Genomic DNA, 17,447 nt, shown 5'->3' with positions numbered 1-17,447 from the left:
GGGCCTCGCCGCCCCGCTGCCTGCTGTCCGGGCGAGGGATTGTCATAAATTTCGGGGGCTTGGACCCCGTGGTAGCGTCCGGGCTCCCGCGATGGCCAACGAGAGTGACTCCCCCAAGCCCACCGTGGCGCCCGATGCGCGCGCCGCCGCGCCCGAGCTGCGCCTGCTGGACCGCAGGGCCTTCGTGGGGTTCCCCGCGCTGGAGGTGATGCCGGGGCTGCGCATCTCCGACTTCGCGCTCCAGATTCCGGACGTCAGCTTCCCCTTCAACGTCAGTGCGGGGGCTACGCGTTATCAGCGCAAGAAGCTGCACTTCGGTTTCCTGGAGCTGTCCGTCGACGCGGACCTGGTGACACGGCGGGTGGCGGAGCTGGCGGGACGTCTGGCGGGGCTCGAGGAGGTGCGGCTGCACTTCCGTCCGGGCTACCTGGAGGGACAGGGCCGCCTGCCCGCGCCGGAGCGCACGCCCTTCACGTTCAAGGTCGCCTTCGACGCGGATGGCGAGAAGCTCGCCGTCTACTTGTACGACGTGCGGCTCTACGGGTTTTCCTCCACGCCGTCGGTGCAGGTGCCGGGGCTGCTGTCCGCCGCGGTGGGTGCACTGGCGCTGGTTCCGGATGTGGAGGCCCGCGGTGCCACGGGCTTCAGCACGCGCGTGCTGCCGGCGCTGTGTCAGCTCGCGGCGGTGAGCCGGGGCTACAAGATGCCGTCGCTGGACACCGCGCGCCTGTCCGCGGCGGAGGTCTCCAGCACGGGGCTCCGTCTGCGCTTCGCCGCGGGAGGCCTGCCTCCGCCGTCGCCTCCGGATGAGGAGCTGCTGCTGACGTTGGAGGGCGCGCGGGCCTTCGCGGACGCGGAGTCGCTCGTCGCTCAAGGCAGGCTGGCGGAGGCTCGGCGGCTGTACCTCCAGGCGGGGGACGCGCAGGACGCGCATCCGTTCGCCGCGGAGCGGCTGTTGTCGCTGCTGGTGGCGGACCCGCAGGCGCATGAGCTGGCGTTGGATGTGGCCGCCACGCTCCAGCGCAGGCGCGACCGGAGCCCCGCGGCGCTGTGGGGCGAGGCGGTGGTGCGTGAGCGTCGCGGCGAGGGTGCCCGCGCGGCGGAGCGCTACCTGGCGCTGTGCGCGCTGGCGCGTCGCACGTCGGAGGAGGCCGCGGCGTTCTTCTCCGCCGAGGCCGCCGCGCGCTGCTCTCGCGACACCGCGCCGCAAGTGGCGGTGAAGGCGCTGCACGAGCTGCTGGGACTCAAGCCGGACCACCTGCCTTCGCTGAAGGCGCTGGCGCGTGCGTCGGACCAGGCGCGCGACAGGGCGGGGGCGGTGCGCGCCTATCGCCGGTTGGCGGCGCTCGCGAGGGACCCGCATGAGGCGGCGGATGCGCATGTGCATCTGGCGCGGCTGTGCGCGCAGACGGAGGACGACATCGCGGGAGCGCGCCTACACTGCGAGGCGGCGCTGCGGTTGTCGCCGGACCAGCCGGATGCGCTGCTGCTCCTGGGCGAGCTGTGCCATCGCGGCGGTGAGCACCTCCGCGCGCTGAAGGCGTTGGACCGCCTGCGCGAAGTGTCGATGGCCCGGCACGAGCTGGACCGGGTGGGCCACGCCGACCTGATGGCCGGCCGCGTGTGGGAAGAAGGCCTGAAGCAGGCGGAGAACGCGCTGCTTCGCTACCGCGAGGCGGTGTCGCTGCTGCCGGGTGAGCCCGAGCCGCTGTTCGCCGCCGCGCGTGTGGCGGAGGGACTGGGCCGGTTGCAGGAGGCGCTCGCGGGCTACCAGCAGGCGCTGGAGCTGGCGGGGCCCGCTCCGCGCTCGGAAGGGATTCGCCGCGCCGCGCACTCCAGCCACCACGCCCTGGCTCGGCTGTACCGCTCGCGGTTGGGGGACCCGGCTCGGGCGCGTGAGCACCTGGAGTCCGCGCTGGCGCTGGACCCGCGCGACGCGGTGGCGTTGGAGGAGCTGGTTCCGTACTTCCGCATCACCGGGAAGGCGCTGGAGCTGGCCGATGCGCTGGAGAAGTCCGCCGCGCTCCAGGAGGAGCCCGCCAAGAGGGCCGCGTCCTGGGCGGAGGCGGGAGAGCTGTTCCGTGGACGGCTCCAGCAGCCGGAGAAGGCGGAGCGGCTGTTGCTGCTCGCGCTGGAGGCGGACGCGGACCATCGGCCCGCGCTGGAGTCCCTCCTCGCCCTGGCCGAGGCTCGGCGTGCCGGTCCGCTGCTGACGCGGTGCCTGTCCGCGCTGGCGCGGCTGGCGCAGGACGTGAAGGAGCGCGCGCAGAAGTACCGCCGCCTCGCGGTGGCCGCGCGCGACCTGGCCTTCGACCTGGACCTGGCGGTGCACTCCCTCCAGGAGGTGCTGCGCGCGGAGCCGGATGACCTGCCCGCGTTGGGCGAGCTGTGTGCCTTGCAGCGCAAGCGCGCGGACATGGCCGGGCTCGCCGTCGCGCTGGAGGAGCGCGCGCGGGTGGCGGAGGCGCAGGGCGACAAGCGCCTCGCGGCGGCGGCGCTGCGCGAATTGGCGGGCGTGTTGGAGGCCCGTCTGGGTCGGGTGGGTGACGCGCTGGTGGCGCTGGAGAAGGCGGCGCGGATGGCGCCGGACTCCGCGGTGCTGCTGGACCTGGCGGACCTGTCCCTGCGCTGCGAGCGCCCGGAGCACGCGCGCAAGGCGCTGGAGTCGCTGCTGTCGACGCTGCCTCGCACCGCCGCGCCGGAGAAGCTGGCGGACGTGCGCGCCCGGCTGGGTCGCGCGTGCGAGATGCTCGGAGACCGCGAGGGCGCCATCGCCGCGTATGCGCAGGCGCTGCCGCTTCGCCGCCTCGACGATGCGCTGGCCTCGCGGCTGGAGTCGCTCTACACCGAGGCGGGCGAGACGCAGGCCCTGGCCGAGCTGTGGGCGGGCCGCGCGCAGGCGCTGATGGGCGCGGAGCGCGCCGAGGAGGCCGCGCCCCTGTTCCTCCAGAGCGCCCGTGCGCTCCTGGAGCGGGGCGAGAAGTCCGCGGCGCTGCTGCGATTGTCGGCCGCGCTGGAGGCGAGTCCCCAGGGGCCGCTGGCCGCCGAGGTGTTGGAGTCGCTGGCCGAGCTGGAGCTGGAGCGGGGCGAGAAGCTGGAGGCCGCGAGGCTGTACGCGCGCCGGGCCGCGCTCGTGCCCGAGGCCCGCGCTGGCGCGAAGCTGCTCTTCCGCGCGTCGTTGTTGGCGGCGGGCACCAGCCGCGAGGAGGTGTTCCTCGCCGAGTCGCTGGAGCGCGATGCGACCTTCGCGCCCGCGCGGCAGCGGCGCGGTGAGCTGCGCCTGCCGACGGATGCCCGCGCGGCGCTGGAGGACTTCGAGGCGGTGCTGGCGCTTCCTCCCGTGGACGCGGACGCGCCTCGGGAAGCGGAGCGGGTGGCGCTCACGCGCAAGGCCGCGAGCGCCGCCGTGCGCGCGGGCCGGACGGACTCCGCGCGCCGACTGCTGGCCGAGTACTGCATCCGCGTCCCGGAGGACCTGGACGCCCGCGTGGAGCTGGCCAACCTGCACCGCAAGGCGGGCGCACGCGAGGCCCTGGCGGACCTGCTGGTGGAGCTGTGGCCCCGGCTGTCGGGGGAGCCTCGGCGCGCGGCGCGGCGCGAGCTGGCGGAGCTGTCGCTGGGCCTGGGACGCGCGGGCGCGGCGGTGGACTCGCTGCGCAGCTTGAGGCTGGAGGAGCCGCACGACACCTGGGCGGCGCAAGCGCTGCTCGACCTGCTGCCGCCTCCGGGCACGGGCTCCGCCGACGAGGAGGCCGAGCGTCTGGAGCTGCTGGGCGCGCTCGTGGCGTCCTCGACGGGGGAGGACCGCGCGGAGTTGCTCGCGCGTCGCGCCGTGCTGCACCGCGCCTCCGGTCGGACTCCGGCCGCGCGCGATGACTTCTCCGAGGCCGCGAGCCTGGCGCGTCGTCCCGCGCCGCTGCTGCTCGCGCTGGCGGAGCTGGCGCGCGAGTCGCAGGACGACGCGGGTGAGCTGGAGGTGTGGCGTCGCGCGGTGGGCGCGGATGCCCGGCTATCGACGCGGGCCCGGGAGCGGCTGCTCGCGCTGGCCGGCGTGCTGACGGAGAAGGACTCGCGAGAGCTGGCGCGCGAGGCGCTGACCGTGGCCGTGGGCTTGGAGCCGTCGGAGACGGAGCGCTGCGATGCGTTCTTCGCCCTGGCGGACCTCGCGCGTCGCGATGAGCGTCCGGACGAGGAGGCCGCCGCGCTCGCCGAGGCCGCGCGCCAGGGCCCCACGCCCCGCCGCGTGGAGGCGCTGCTCGCTCGGGCTTCGTTGCTGGAGGCGGCCGGGAAGCTCGCGGAGGTGCGCGAGAGCCTGGAGGCCGCGCTGGCGCTGGCGCCTCGTCATGCGAAGGCCACCGCGTCCTTGCAGCGCGCCCTGCGCTCGCTGGAGGACTGGGCCGCGTTGGCGGAGCTGCTCTCCGCGGAGGCCCCTCACGCGGGCGCCGCGGAGTCCGCGCGGATGTACTCGGAGCTGGCGTCGCTCTATCTGGAGCGGCTGGGCCAGCCCGCTCCCGCCGAGGCCGCGCTGCGGCAGGCCCTGCGCTTCGCCCCGGGCGATGCGCAGGCGCGGCGCCAGTTGGTGTCGCTGGTGGCGGGACGCGGCGAGCTGCGTGAGGCCGCGGCCCTCTTGGAGACCGCCGCCGAGAGCGCCGGGACGACCGAGGCCGCCGCGCTGCTGCGCGAGGGCGCGGCGCATGCGCGTGACGCTCAGGACCTGGACCGCGCGCTGAAGCTGGCGCGCAAGGCGCACGCCCTGGTTCCCGCGCGGGGCGAGGAGCTGGCCTCGCTGGCCGAGCTGCTCTACCTGCGAGGCGCGGTGGTGGAAGCGCTCCCGCTCCAGGAGACGCTGGCCGCGACGGTGGACTTCGCGGCGACGCCCGACGCGGCCGAGTCGACGTGGCTGCGGCTGGGCGACCTGGCGGAGAGCGCGGGCGAGACGAAGCGCGCGGTGAGCGCGTACCGGAAGCTGCTCGTCGAGCGTCCGCTGAGCGAGCCCGCCGTGCAGCGGCTCTCCGCGCTGCTGGAGAAGGACGACCCGCGCGGCGCGTTCGAGGTGCGGGTCACCCACGCGCGTGCACTGGCGCCTTCCGACGACACGGTGCGACGGCTGGTGGTGCTCGCGGAGAAGGCGCGGGCCTCGCTCGCCGACGCGGGTGTCGCGGCCTTGCTGCTGACCCGCGCCGCGGAGATGGCGTCGTCCCCGCTGCCGCTGCGCCTCCAGCTCGCGGCGCTCTACCGCGAGACGGGACGCTCGCTGGAGCTGCTCACGGAGCTGCGCCAGGTGTCCGCGCTGAGCCTCCAGATGGGCGACGTGACCGGGACGCTGGCCGCCTACGAGGAAGAGGCCCGGCTCGCGGAGAACACCGGACGCGCGGACGATGCGCTGCGGGCGCTGGCGGACGCGCGAGACCTGTTGCAGTCGCGCGGCCGCGCCCCGGAGGCCGCCGCGTGCGAGCGTCGGCGCGCGGAGCTGCTGCGCGACGTGAAGCTGGACCTGCCAGCGGCGGAGAGCGCGCTGGACCGGGCGTTCTCGTTGGCGGAGGACCTGGGCACCGCGAGGTTGGGTGCCGCGCTCGCCGAGCGCCGGGACGACGCCGAGGCGGAGGCGCTCTGGCTGGAGCGCGCGCTGCCGCTGCTGGAGGACGCGAAGGAGGCGGCCTCGCTGCGGCTGCGGCTGGCGAAGCTGCACCTGGGCGTGCTCTCCGACGTGGAGGAGGCGGAGCGCTTCCTGCGCGGAGCGCTGCGACAGGACCGCTCGCTCGACGAGGCCGAAGCGCTGCTGGCCCGGCTGCTGGAGCGCGACGGCCGTCTCGCGGAGCTGGCCGCCTGGTACGAGGAGTGTGCCGAGAGCGAGGCGGACAACGAGCGTCGCGCGGAGCTGTTGCAGCGCGCGGCCGTACTCTATCGCGACAGGGCGGGACGTCCGGACGCCGCGGCAGCGGCCTTCATCGCCGCGCGCTCCGCACGGCCCGACGACCTGGACCTCACCGCGCAGGCCGCGGAGCTGCTGCACGAGGTGAAGCGGCACGCGGACGCCGCCGAGTTCGACGCGGTGCTGCTGGAGGCCGACCCCTTCCGCGAGCCCGTCTTCACCCGTCACCGGGACTTCCTGGAGGAGACGGGGGACCCGCAGTCGCTGGCGGAGCTGATGCTGCGCCGGGCCCAGCGCCAGAAGGACGTGGACGCGGCGGACAGCTACCTGGCGGCCGCGCGAGCCTTCCTCGCCGCTGGTGCCCGGGAGCGCGCGCTGCTGTGCGAGGACCGCGCCTTCGAGCTGAGCCCCGCGAGCGCGGAGGCCTTCGAGCGCGTGCGCGAGCGCGCGGCCGGAGACGTGCGCCGGTTGTCGGAGCTGCTGGCCCAGCGCGCCGCCGCCCTGCCGCCCGAGGACGCGCTGCCGCTGTGGCGTGAGCGAGCCACCCGCCTGCTCGACGCGGGCGAGGCGCTGCTGGCCGCGGAGGCCTTCGACGCGTACCTGTCTCACGCGGGCCAGGACGTGGAGGCGCTGTCCGCGCGAGCGGAGCTGGCCGCCCGGAGTGGAGGCCCCGCCGCCGCGCGCCCGTATGACCGGCGCCTGCTGTCGGCCGGTGGAGACGCGCTGCCCCTGGCCGTGCGCACGCGGACGTGGCTGCGACTGGGCCATGCCTCGCTGGGCGCGAACGCGTACCACGACGCGGCGGACGCCTTCGAGTCGGTGGTGGCGCTGGAGCCGGACAGCGAGCGCGGACGCGAGGCGCTGTCGCTGCTGGCGGAGGTCCACTCGCGCACGGGCAACGCGCCGGGCCTGTACCGCGCTTCGTTGCAGCTCGCGCGCAGGGCCGAGGACTCGGCGACGGCGGAGGTGCTGTACCGCCGCGCGGCGGACCTCTTCGACGACCCGAAGGACGCCATCGACGCGCTCTTGCCGTTGGCGAAGCTGCGGCCCGCGGATGCCTCGGTCATCGACCGCGCGGTGGCGGGCCTGCGTGCGATGGGCCGCCATGGAGACCTGCTGGCGGTGTACGAGTCCGGCGCGGAGGCCGCGGGAGGCTCTCGCGCCGCGGAGCTGCTCTTGGCCGCCGCGACGGTGGCCGCGGAGTCGCTCGCCGACCTGGACGCGGCCTGGGACCTCACGCAGCGCGCGGCGGAGGCCGCGCCCGAGGACGTCACCGCGCTCAAGGCCCTGGTGACGGGCCTGCGCGAGCGGAAGGAGACCGCGCGGCTGCGCGACGCGCTGGAGCAGTTGGTGCCGCGTCTGGAGGATGCGGACGAGGCGGCCCTGTCGCGGCTGGAGCTGGCCGCGCTGCTGCGCGAGGCGGACCAGTCCTCGCGGGCTCGCGAGGTGCTGGAGGCAGTGGTGGAGCGCGGCACCTCGGGGGCCGGCTACGCCGTCGCGCTCGAGGAGCTGGAGAAGCTGTCGAGCGACGGGCCCTCACGCCGCGCCGAGGTCCGGGTGGCCCGCGCGGAGCTGAGCACGGGCCGCGAGCGGCTGGTGCTCCTGCTGTCCGCCGCGAAGGACTTCGAGAGCGCGGGCCGTCTGCCGGACGCGCTGAAGGCGGCGAAGGCCGCGGCGGCGACCGAGCCGGATGTGGACGCCTCGCTGCGGGTCGCCCACCTGTACCGCGCCTCGGGTGACGCGCCCCGGGCCGCGCAGTCGCTGCTGCATGCGGCGCGGCTGGCCTCGCCGGAGGAGCGTCCGCCGCTGCTGCTGGAGGCGGCCGACCTCTGGGAGAAGGCGGGTGCCCCCGGCGACGCGCTGGAGGTCATCGAGCGCATCGCCACCGAGGCGCCGGACATGCTCGCTCCCTCGGAGCTGGCGGAGCGCTTCGGCCGGCTGGGCGCCTTCACGCGGGCGCTCGAAGTGGGCTTCGTGCCCGCGATGGCCGCGGGTGAGCTGACGGACGCGCTGGCCATGGCCGCGCAGGCCGGGGATGCCGCGCGCACTCGCGAGGCGCTGTGGGCGCTGGCGGCCAACCCGGACGCGGACACCGCCCATGCCTCCGCGCTCGCGGATGGACTGCGCGCGGAGGAGGACGCGGAGGGCCTGTTGGAGCTCGCGGCCCTGTCCGCCCCACGGGACCTGGCGTTCGCCGTGGCGCTGCGCGACGAGGTGCTTCGCTCCTCGGGGGCCTCGCTGCTCCCGCGACTGCGCGCCCTGGACGAGCTGTCCTCCGACGCCTCCTTCGCCGCGCGGCTCACGCTGCTGCTGCCGGGGCTCGAGAAGCTCCCCGAGGGGCTCGCGGAGGCCGTGCTCCAGCGCGTCCGCGCCCTGCCGGATGCGGCGCGCGTGGAAGCCCTGGCCATGGCGGCGGAAGGGTGGACGTCGCGCCGCGCGTCGTTGCTGCGCGAGCGTCACACCCTGGAGCTGGGGCTGGGCCGCTTCGAGGCCGCCGTGCGCACGCTGTCGAGCCTCATCGACGAGGAGGAGGACTCGCGAGTCCTCGCCACGCTGCACCTGGAGCAGGGCGAGCTGCTGCTCAGCCCGGTGGACAAGCCGGAAGAGGCCCGCGCGGCCTTCGAGCGCGCGCTGGCCGCGGATGCCTCCTGCATGCCCGCGCTGCGCAACCTGCTGGCGCTGGTGGACGAGCTGCGGCAGCCCGCCGAGTTCGTGTCGCTCGCCGAGCGGCTGACGGTGGAGGAAGGCCCGGACGCCGCGTCCCCCCATCGCGAGCGACTGGCGGATGCCTACGAGGCGCTGGGCCAGGTGGCCGACGCCGTCGCGCAGTTGGAGGCGCTGCCGGAGACCGAGGAGCGCCTGGCCCGCCGCGCGAGATTGGCGGAGCAGCGTGGCCTCACCGGCGAGGCCCTGGCCCTGCGCGAGCGGCTCACCGACGAGCCGGTGGTGCTGGAGTCCATCCTGCGCGGCTACCTGGACGCGCAGCTCGTGTCTCCCGCGGCGAGGCTCGCCGAGCGGCTCTTCGACGCGGGGGTCCTGTCCACGGAGGGACTCCGCCTGTCCTGCGAGCGCCTCTCTCCCGTGCCCGAGGGCGCGCCGTTCGCCGTGAGGGTGTGGCCGGAGCTGCTGCGCGCTTCGCCGCTGGACGTGGATGGCTGGACGCTCTTCGCGGAGGCGCTGCGGCTCCTCGGGCGCGTGGAGTCCGCCGAGCGCGCGGATGGCGTGGGCGCCGCGCTCTCGTCCAGCACGGCGCCGGCGATGGCGGCTCACCTCTCGCCGCTGCCGGTACCCGTGGGTTTCCACCATCCGCTCCCCGCCAACGCGCTGCAGGTGACGGCCGAGCGCTTCCCGCGACTGTTCGCCGCGCTGCGCCCGTTGCTCTCGTCGCTGGGGGCGAGCGGGCTTCGGGTGAACGTGGACCCCGTCGGTGGCGTCGAGGCATACCTGGCCAGCGCCGAGGACCTGGTGCTGGGCGCCGGTGCCCTCTCGTGCTTCGGCGCGGTGGAGCTGGGCTACCTGTGCGCGCTGGCCCTGGCGCTGGGTGAGTCCGGCGTGAAGCTCTCGCGTCCTGGTGAGGTGTCCGGTTTCGAGACCGCCGCGGTGGCGGCCTTCCAGGCGGTGCCCGCGTCGCTCGCGGCGGGGCGGGTCCTGGCGCGGCTGGACGCCGAGGTGCGTGGGAGTGACCCGGCGCGGGTGGATGTGGGCGCGGTGCTCGCTCGCGGAGGCGCCTTCCGGGCCGTGGCCCTTTCCGTGCTCGACGCCGGGTAGCCGTGTAGCCTTTCGCGCCGTATGCGCCTGAAGCACCTCGCCCTCTCTGTCCTCCCCGCCGCCGCCGTCGTGACGGCGGTGGCTTGCATCTCGGACCCCGTGTACCCGGGCAACCAGCTCATGGGCACCTTCCAGTTCGAGGCCCGCCTCGACCCGGCGGGCACCACCTGTGATGCGTCCATGCCGGAGTTCGCGCAGCTCGACGACGCGGGGGTGTTCCGCTTCGAGGGCACGTTCTCCAAGAACGAAGACGGGGGCGTGGGCTGGTTCACCGTCCAGGGCTTCAACCGGGACGCGAAGTACGAAGGGCAGACGGTGGACTCGACGCTGAGCGCCACCGCGCCCCGCGCCTCGTGCGGCACGGACTGCAAGGACTCGAAGATTGAAGAGACGCTCAAGGTGACGCTCTTCAGCGACAGCCAGTCGCGGGAGCTGAACCGGGATTGCCTGCGCTTCGACGGAGGCACGCCGGACGGCAGCCCGCCGGGGCCCACGGAGAACGGCTACGACGTGGCGATGGCGTGTGGCTCGCTGACGGACGTCTTCCTTCCGGGCCCCTGCACGTGTACTCCCAGCACGTGCAAGACGGCGTACAAGGTGCAGGGAGTGCGGAGGGACTGATGACGAAGCGAGCGGTGGTGTTGTTCTCGGGTGGCCTGGACTCGACGACGTGTGTGGCCATGGCGAAGGCCCAGGGCTTCGAGCCGGTGTGCCTGGCGGTGTCCTATGGCCAGCGTCACTCGGTGGAGCTGGAGAAGGCGCGTGAAGTCGCTCGGGCCCTGGGCGTGAAGGACTTCCGCGTGGTGGGCATCGACCTGCGGCAGATTGGCGGCTCGGCGCTCACCGCGGACATCGACGTGCCCAAGGACCGCCCGGCGGATGAGATGAGCCACGGTGTCCCCGTGACGTACGTGCCCGCGCGCAACGCGCTGTTCCTCTCGCTGGCCCTGGGCCTGGCGGAGGTGGTGGAGGCCACGGACCTCTACATCGGCGTCAACGCGGTGGACTACAGCGGCTATCCGGACTGCCGGCCGGAGTTCATCCGCTCGTTCGAGGCGATGGCGAACCTGGCGACGAAGGCGGGCGCGGAGGGTGCGCGCTTCACCGTGCACGCGCCGCTGTCGGGGATGTCGAAGGCGGACATCATCCGCGAGGGCACGCGTCTGGGCGTGGACTACGGCATGACGCACTCCTGCTACGACCCGGATGAGCAGGGCGGTGCCTGCGGGCGCTGCGACAGCTGCATGCTGCGCAAGAAGGGCTTCGAGGAAGCGGGCGTCCCGGACCCGACGCACTACGCGGCGGGGGCCCGAGGATGAGCGCGCGGCGGTGGGTCTGGGTGCTGGGGCTGTGCATGGGGACCTCGGCGCTGGCCGAGGCTCCGAGCACCGCGAAGAGCAAGCCCGCGAAGGCGCGGAAGGCGGGGGATATCGCGCCGCTGGTCGATGCGACCTCCGTGGTCGAGGACCTGGCGCTGGACCTCCGCTACGCGACGGCGGACAACTTCTTGAAGAAGAAGGTGTACCCGGACTCGGCGCGCTGCCTGCTGCTGCCGGAGTCCGCGAGCAAGCTGAAGGCGGCGGCGGAGGTGCTGCGGCCCCAGGGCTACCGGCTGAAGGTCTACGACTGCTATCGCCCGCGCGCGGTGCAGTGGGAGATGTGGAAGATCATGCCCGTGCCCGGCTACGTGGCGGACCCTCGCAAGGGCTCCAACCACAACCGGGGCGGCGCGGTGGACCTGACGCTGGTGACGCTGGAGGGGAAGGAGGTCGAGATGCCCACGCCCTTCGACACCTTCACGCCCGAGGCGCACCACGGCTACGCGGGAGGCACCGAGGCCTCGCGCAAGCACCGCGAGATTCTCCGCGAGGCGATGGAGGGGGCGGGCTTCGTCCCCAACCGCATGGAGTGGTGGCACTACGACCTGCCGGACGCCAAGACGCGGCCGGTGCTGGATGTGCCCTTCGCCTCGACGAAGACCCCATGATGACGGAACCATGATGATGCGAGGCCCCGGCTGCGGCACGCTGTGCCTGCTTCAAGGCGAAGCCCGCCGGGTGCCCATGCCGCTGGTTCCACGATGAAGACCGCTTTCCTGCGATACCTGTGCGGAGTCCTCCTGTGCCTCGCCTCCTCGGCGTGGGCACAAGAGGGTTCCGTGTCGGGCGCCGTCCTCCAGGCACCCGGGCAGCAGCCGCTGGAGGGGGTGAAGGTCTCCGCTCAGTCGCCGGTGCTCCCGGTGCCGCGCGGCGCGGTGACGGATGCGCGAGGGCACTTCGCCCTCACCGCGCTTCCCGCGGGCCGCTACACGCTGCGCTTCGAAAAGGAGTCCTTCCAGTCGGTCATCCGCACGGACGTGCGAGTGGAGGCCGGGCAGGCGCTCGCCCTGAAGGTGGAGCTGGTGTCGGTGGGGACGGGGGCGGTGAGCACCGCGCCGGCGCACGCGTTCTCGCCACTGGCGCCATTGGCTCCACCGCAGCGCTGGGAGTCGGATGGCGTCGCGTGGATGGCGTCGGCTCGGAGTGGAGACATTCGAGACAGGGCTCCGCCGTGGGTGTTGCCGCAGGAGTCGTCACCCTCTCCCAGTGTTGCGAACTCCCTCATGCTGGCTCCTGGGAGCAAGCTGCTGAGGGACTTGGACCCGCGAGGCTTCGGCGTCAATCCGACCATCGACACGGAGGAGGAGCGCATCTCCACGTATCCGCTGCGGGTCAGCACCGCGTCGTACGTGCTGACGAAGGGCTACCTGGCTCGCGACACGCTGCCTCCCGAGGAGTCCGTGCGAGTGGAGGACTTCGTCAACAGCTTCGACCTGGGCGAGCCCGGGGAGCTCGTGGGCCCGTTCAAGCTCCACGTGGAGGGATATCCCTCGCCCAGCCGCAAGGGCTACCACTTCGTGCGAGTGAGCCTGCACTCCCTCGAGGACTTCAGCGATGTGGGCATGCAGGTGGAGTTCGACCGGAGGGTGGTCGCCCGCTATCGGCTGGTGGGGTACGAGCAGACGTCCGCCACGCCGGAGCCGCTCGATGATGACGCGGAGCCGGAGGCCGTGCCGATGAAGGCGGGTGCGTCCGTGACGGCCATCTACGAAGTGAAGCTGATTGGCCCTGGCATCTCCTTCGCCACCGCGCGTGTGCTCTACGAGGTGGGCGAGAACACGAGCTGGCGCCGCGCGTACAAGTACCTGCCGTCGAGCACTCTGCGCTCGTCGAGCGCGCGAGCGGCCCCGGAGTCGCGCCTGGCCTTCGTGGCCGCGGCCTTCGCGGAGAAGCTGCGGGGTTCTCACTGGACGCGGTCGCTCGACTGGGCGCGGCTGCATGCGCTGTGGCAGGACATCGGCGCGCCGCTGACGGGCCGTCCCGACGTGGTGGAACTGGGGGCGCTCATCAAGAAGGCCGGGTCGCTGGACCAGCGCAAGGACCGCGAGGGCTCCTTGTCCAACCTGGACCCCGACGCGTCGCCTGTCCCCGGAAAGTAACCGCGCTCATGCTCCGCCGGTTGCTGCCCATGCTCGTCGCGCTCCTCCTGGGCCTCATCGGCCTGGCGTGGGGCCTGGGCTCTCTCCATCGCATCTTCGCCACCGAGCGTGACGATGCCCGGCGCTCGCTGGAGTCACGGCGCGAGGCGCTGGAGCAATACGCGCGGGCGTCGCTGGCGCAGTCGCTGCGGGACAGGTTGGAGGCCGCGAAGCCCTCGCTCGAGGCGGCCGTGACGGACCCGCTGGCTCCGGCTCCGGGGCTCTATCTGCGCGAGCGCGGTGGGCAGGTGCTGCCTCGGCTCGCGCTGCATGACACGGGGGAGATGGCTCCCGCCAGCGAGCGCTATGCGCGGCTGCGCGCGGGGACGGAGGTGGCGGACGACCAGGAGGACCCGTGGGCGGAGCGGCTCGTGCGGACGCGCGCGGTGGAGACGGCGCTCACGCGAGGCGACCGTCGTGCGTCCACGGTGGCGCTGATGGCGCTGCTCCAGCACCGCTCGCAATACGTGCTGGCCTCGACGCGGGATGTGCCGGGCTTCCTCGTGGTGTTGGAGGCGCTGGCGGAGCGAGGCGACCCGGTGCCGCAGTTGATGCAGGCCCTGGTGCGCGATGGCCTGGCGGACGGGAAGGGTGGGCGGCTGGAGGGACTCCAGCGCCTGCTGTTGTCGAGGCGCTCGCGCTTCACGCCCGGGGACTTCCAGTTCCTGCTCGAGCGGGTGGCGGCGCTCTCCGCGAAGGTGGGGGCGCCGGTGGACGACTTCGTGTCGCGCGCTCGCGAGCTGGCCGTAAGTCCGCTGCCGCTGCCCGAGGTGCTCCCCGGCCCGGTACTGGTGCGTGCGGGGTGGTACCTGGAGCCGCGGGGTGGCAATCAGGTGCGCGGTGTGGCGGTGGACGCGGGGGCGCTCCTGGAGTCGCTCACGAAGGAGATGCGTGAGCGCGGGTTGCTGGACGCGGAGGGGACGGTGGGGTTGTTGGGGGACGCGGCCGTGCTCTCGCTGGACGCGCTGCCGCTGTCGGTGGTGACGCCGGAGTGGGCGAAGGCGGAGACGGCGCTGCAGCGACGCTACCGGTTGAAGACGGGCATGGTGGTGGTGTGCGCGGGGCTGGCGCTGGGCATCGCCGTGCTCGCGTTCCTCGCGCAGCATCGCAAGTACCGCTTCCTGGAACTGAAGAGTGACTTCGTGGCCACGGTGTCGCACGAGCTGCGCACGCCGCTGGCCTCCATCCGCTTGCTGGCGGAGACGCTGGAGTGGCGGCTCGCGGAGGGGACGGATGCGCGGGATTACCCGTCGCGCATCGTCCGTGAGGCGGATGGGCTGGGTTTCCTGGTGGAGAACCTGCTGTCGTTCAACCGCATCGACAAAGGGCGATGGGTGCCTCGGCTGGAGCCGGTGCGGCTGGAGGAGCTGGTGTCGCTGCTGCGGAGGGACTTGGAGGGTTGGTCCAAGGTCCCCGTGGAGTGGGAGGTGGCGGTGGGCGAGCTGTCCCTGCGCGCCGATGCCCACCTCTTGCGCCTGCTGCTGTCCAACCTCGCGCGCAATGCCTGTGCGTACAACACGCGCAACCCCGTGCGCCTGCGCGTGGAGGCGCTGCCGGGAGGGCGGGTTCGCTTCTCGGACAACGGCGTGGGCATCCCTCCGAAGGACTGGGAGCGGGTCTTCGGCGAGTTCGTCCGCTTGCAGGGCCAGGGGCGTGAAGTCCCAGGGAGTGGCCTGGGCCTGGCGCTGTGCCGCCGCATCATGCGCCTTCACGGCGGCGACCTTCGTGTGGTGGCCTCGAGTTCCGAGGGCACGACTTTCGAGCTCTCTTTTCCCCCGACCGCGACGACATGACCTCGACCCAGCCGACGATTCTTCTCGTGGAGGACGACCCGAACCTGCGGCTCGCGCTGCGCGACAGCCTGGAGCACCAGGGAGGCTACGCGGTGGAGGAGGCCGCCACGGTGCGCGAGGCCCGCGAGCACCTGGCCGGTCGCACCTTCCAGCTCATCATCCTGGACGTCATGCTGCCGGACGGGGATGGCTACTCGCTGTGCAAGGCGCTGCGGGACGAAGGCAATGCCTCGCCGGTGTTGATGCTCACCGCGCGCACGCTGGAGGACGACATCGTGCGGGGCTTCGAGGTGGGGGCGCAGGACTACCTGGGCAAGCCCTACCGGCTGCGAGAGCTGCTCGCGCGGGTGGGGGCGCTGGTGCGTCGCTCGGGGGCGAGTGCTCCAGCGAAGCAGCTGCGCTTCGGGGGCTATCGCGTGGACCTGGACCGCCGCAAGGTGGAGTCGCCCGAGGGGGCGCAGGTGGAGCTGACGCGCACGGAGTTCGACCTGCTGGCGTTCCTGGTGCGGGAGCGTGAGCGGGTGCTGCGCCGGGACGACATCCTGGATGCGGTGTGGGGGCGAGATGTCGTCGTGGACCCGCACACGGTGGACAACTTCGTCTCCAGCTTGAAGAAGAAGCTCGGGTGGACGAGCGCGTCACGTTTCGCCATCCAGACGGTGCGCGGTGTGGGCTACCGCATGGAGATTGAGTCGCCCTGAGGCGCGCGAGGGTGCGGATGAGGCAGACTGGGAAGGGCCATGCCCCGTCTCCGCCGCATGCTCACCGTCCTGTTCTCCATATTCGCCATCGCCTACCTCGGCCTGTGCCTGGTGGCGTTCGTGTTCCAGCGCTCCTTGCTCTATCCGGCGCCGAAGGCACCGGTGCCATTGCCCGCATCGGAGGGCTTCCGTCGATTGCCACTGGCGGGTGAGTCCTTCGTGGACCTGTTGCATCTGCCGGGGCCGAAGGGCGCGCCGACGGTGGTGCATTTCCATGGGAATGGAGAGCAGTTGTTGAACCAGCTCGACCTGGGGGCGGTGATGAACCAGAGCGGGCTGGGCTTCATGGCCGTCGAGTACCCGGGATACGGCGCGTCACCCGGGCATCCCACGGAGGAGGGCATCTACGAAGCCGCGGAGGCGGCGCTCGCGGTGTTGAAGGCGCAGGGAGTGCCGCCGGAGCTCACGGTGCTCAGTGGCCGCAGCCTGGGCACGGGTGTGGCGGTGGAGATGGCACGAAGGGGACACGGCGCGCGCATCATGTTGGTGGCGCCCTACACCTCCATCGCGGATGTCGCGGGGGAAATGTTGCCCTTTCTTCCCGCGTCGCTGTTGGTGAGGGACCGGTTCGACTCGAGCGCGAAGGCGCCGGACATCGGCCTGCCGGTGCTCATCATCCACGGCGAGGAAGACACGCTCATCCCCGTGGAGCTGGGGCGCAGGCTGGGGACGCGCTTCCCGCGCGCCATCGTGGAGACGGTGCCCGGAGCAGGGCACAACGATGTGCTGGAGCGCTCGGGGCTGGAGCGAGTCCTTCGCATGGCGGCGTTCGCCCTGACGGGAGCGTGAGTCCTGGGCATGAGCGAGGAGTCGCGATGCCAAGGGAAACCGCGAAGGCTGTGTGGAGCATCCAGACTCGAAGCCAGAGAGGATGGAGTGAGTCCTCCCAAGGAGTCGAGGCGAGCACCGGGTGCCGTCCTGTCGGTGGAGGCCATGCGTGATTGCGGATGCCAAGCAACGAAGCGCGCTCGAGGCCCTCAACGGCGTCCTCGTCCTGGCGAGGAGCATGGCCTCCGAGGGCAAGAGCGATGACCTCGCTGTTGTCCTCGACACCGCCGAGTACCTTCCGCTGCTCATGCTGGAGCCCGTCGACCGGACGGAGGAGTTCCGAGGGCAGTTGGTCGACCTCGCACAGCGCTTCCCTCGGTTCGAATGGGCGCTGACTCGCTTTGATGCTCTGGAGGAGTGAGTCAGCGCGGCCTCTGGCCCTCAGTGCACCTGTGACGGCGCCGCCGTATCCACGGAGAGCTCCTGCATCAGCTCCGAGGTCTCCTCCGCGCTGAGCTGCTTCACCAGGTCCGCCTGCGCCACCATGCCGCAGACCGTCCCATCGTCGTCGAGCACCACCATCCGACGCACCTGGTTCTGCTCCATCAACTCCAGACAGTCTTCCAGCGTCGTGTCCCGGTACACCGTAGCCGCGGGCGCGGACATCGCATCGCGCACGTTGCTCATGGAGGGGTCCTTCCCCTTCGCGACGATGCGGCAGGTGATGTCCCGGTCCGTGATGACGCCGATGGGCCTGTTATCCACATCGATGATGGGCAAGGCCCCGCAGTCACACTCCACCATCCACCGCGCGGCCTGCTCGATGCCCGTGTCGACCAGGCAGGTGACGGGGTTCTCGGACATGATTTCTTCGACCTTCATGACGGCCTCCCGGAGTCGGTTGCCCCTCTCCGGCAAGGTGCGCCTTCTCCCCGCGAGCGACAGGTGGCCGCCGCCACCCGCCCAGG

At 72.7% G+C, this 17,447-nt stretch carries 10 protein-coding genes; 9 read left to right on the top strand and 1 reads right to left on the bottom strand.

Annotated features, from left to right (window positions below; translation table 11 throughout):
• Window positions 1–91: 91 nt before the first annotated feature.
• From MYSTI_RS34850 to MYSTI_RS34810, 9 genes are all read left to right on the top strand, one after another.
• Window positions 92–9,640, top strand: coding sequence for a tetratricopeptide repeat protein (locus MYSTI_RS34850; RefSeq protein WP_015352547.1), 9,549 nt, complete (start codon window positions 92–94; stop codon window positions 9,638–9,640).
• A 21-nt stretch (window positions 9,641–9,661) separates the two neighbouring features.
• Window positions 9,662–10,261, top strand: coding sequence for a hypothetical protein (locus MYSTI_RS34845; protein ID WP_015352546.1), 600 nt, complete (start codon window positions 9,662–9,664; stop codon window positions 10,259–10,261).
• On the top strand, window positions 10,261–10,959 hold the full coding sequence (queC, locus tag MYSTI_RS34840) for a 7-cyano-7-deazaguanine synthase QueC (protein ID WP_015352545.1): 699 nt from the start codon (window positions 10,261–10,263) through the stop codon (window positions 10,957–10,959). The genes MYSTI_RS34845 and queC overlap by 1 nt, the downstream gene beginning before the upstream one ends.
• Window positions 10,956–11,627 (top strand): D-alanyl-D-alanine dipeptidase, encoded by a 672-nt coding sequence (gene ddpX / locus MYSTI_RS34835; protein WP_015352544.1) that lies wholly within the window; start codon window positions 10,956–10,958, stop codon window positions 11,625–11,627. The genes queC and ddpX overlap by 4 nt, the downstream gene beginning before the upstream one ends.
• Before the next feature lie 93 nt (window positions 11,628–11,720).
• Complete coding sequence (locus MYSTI_RS34830) at window positions 11,721–13,118, top strand: YfbK domain-containing protein (RefSeq protein ID WP_015352543.1); 1,398 nt, start codon at window positions 11,721–11,723, stop codon at window positions 13,116–13,118.
• Between the two features lie 8 nt (window positions 13,119–13,126).
• The gene (locus MYSTI_RS34825; protein ID WP_015352542.1) at window positions 13,127–14,950 is read left to right on the top strand and encodes a sensor histidine kinase; all 1,824 of its coding nucleotides are present in this window, start codon (window positions 13,127–13,129) and stop codon (window positions 14,948–14,950) included.
• Window positions 14,947–15,651, top strand: coding sequence for a response regulator transcription factor (locus MYSTI_RS34820; protein ID WP_015352541.1), 705 nt, complete (start codon window positions 14,947–14,949; stop codon window positions 15,649–15,651). Before MYSTI_RS34825 ends, MYSTI_RS34820 begins: the two co-directional genes overlap by 4 nt.
• A 39-nt stretch (window positions 15,652–15,690) precedes the next feature.
• The gene (locus MYSTI_RS34815; protein WP_015352540.1) at window positions 15,691–16,500 is read left to right on the top strand and encodes an alpha/beta hydrolase; all 810 of its coding nucleotides are present in this window, start codon (window positions 15,691–15,693) and stop codon (window positions 16,498–16,500) included.
• Window positions 16,501–16,648: 148 nt separating this feature from the next.
• Window positions 16,649–16,900 (top strand): hypothetical protein, encoded by a 252-nt coding sequence (locus tag MYSTI_RS34810; protein WP_015352539.1) that lies wholly within the window; start codon window positions 16,649–16,651, stop codon window positions 16,898–16,900.
• A 20-nt stretch (window positions 16,901–16,920) separates the two neighbouring features.
• Here MYSTI_RS34810 and MYSTI_RS34805 read toward each other — a convergent pair whose 3' ends face one another.
• Complete coding sequence (locus tag MYSTI_RS34805) at window positions 16,921–17,361, bottom strand: CBS domain-containing protein (protein WP_015352538.1); 441 nt, start codon at window positions 17,359–17,361, stop codon at window positions 16,921–16,923.
• Window positions 17,362–17,447: the final 86 nt, after the last annotated feature.

Source organism: Myxococcus stipitatus DSM 14675, assembly GCF_000331735.1.
GTDB lineage: Bacteria > Myxococcota > Myxococcia > Myxococcales > Myxococcaceae > Myxococcus > Myxococcus stipitatus.
Note: the sequence above shows the minus strand (reverse complement) of the source record. Positions and strands in the feature narration are given on the sequence as shown.

Bases quoted from the DNA above. Each gene is read 5' to 3' on its own strand.
- MYSTI_RS34820 (WP_015352541.1), top strand. From the start codon at position 14,947: ATGACCTCGACCCAGCCGACGATTCTTCTCGTGGAGGACGACCCGAAC.
- queC (WP_015352545.1), top strand. From the start codon at position 10,261: ATGACGAAGCGAGCGGTGGTGTTGTTCTCGGGTGGCCTGGACTCGACG.
- MYSTI_RS34850 (WP_015352547.1), top strand. From the start codon at position 92: ATGGCCAACGAGAGTGACTCCCCCAAGCCCACCGTGGCGCCCGATGCG.
- ddpX (WP_015352544.1), top strand. From the start codon at position 10,956: ATGAGCGCGCGGCGGTGGGTCTGGGTGCTGGGGCTGTGCATGGGGACC.
- MYSTI_RS34825 (WP_015352542.1), top strand. From the start codon at position 13,127: ATGCTCCGCCGGTTGCTGCCCATGCTCGTCGCGCTCCTCCTGGGCCTC.
- MYSTI_RS34830 (WP_015352543.1), top strand. From the start codon at position 11,721: ATGAAGACCGCTTTCCTGCGATACCTGTGCGGAGTCCTCCTGTGCCTC.
- MYSTI_RS34845 (WP_015352546.1), top strand. From the start codon at position 9,662: ATGCGCCTGAAGCACCTCGCCCTCTCTGTCCTCCCCGCCGCCGCCGTC.
- MYSTI_RS34805 (WP_015352538.1), bottom strand. From the start codon at position 17,361: ATGAAGGTCGAAGAAATCATGTCCGAGAACCCCGTCACCTGCCTGGTC.
- MYSTI_RS34815 (WP_015352540.1), top strand. From the start codon at position 15,691: ATGCCCCGTCTCCGCCGCATGCTCACCGTCCTGTTCTCCATATTCGCC.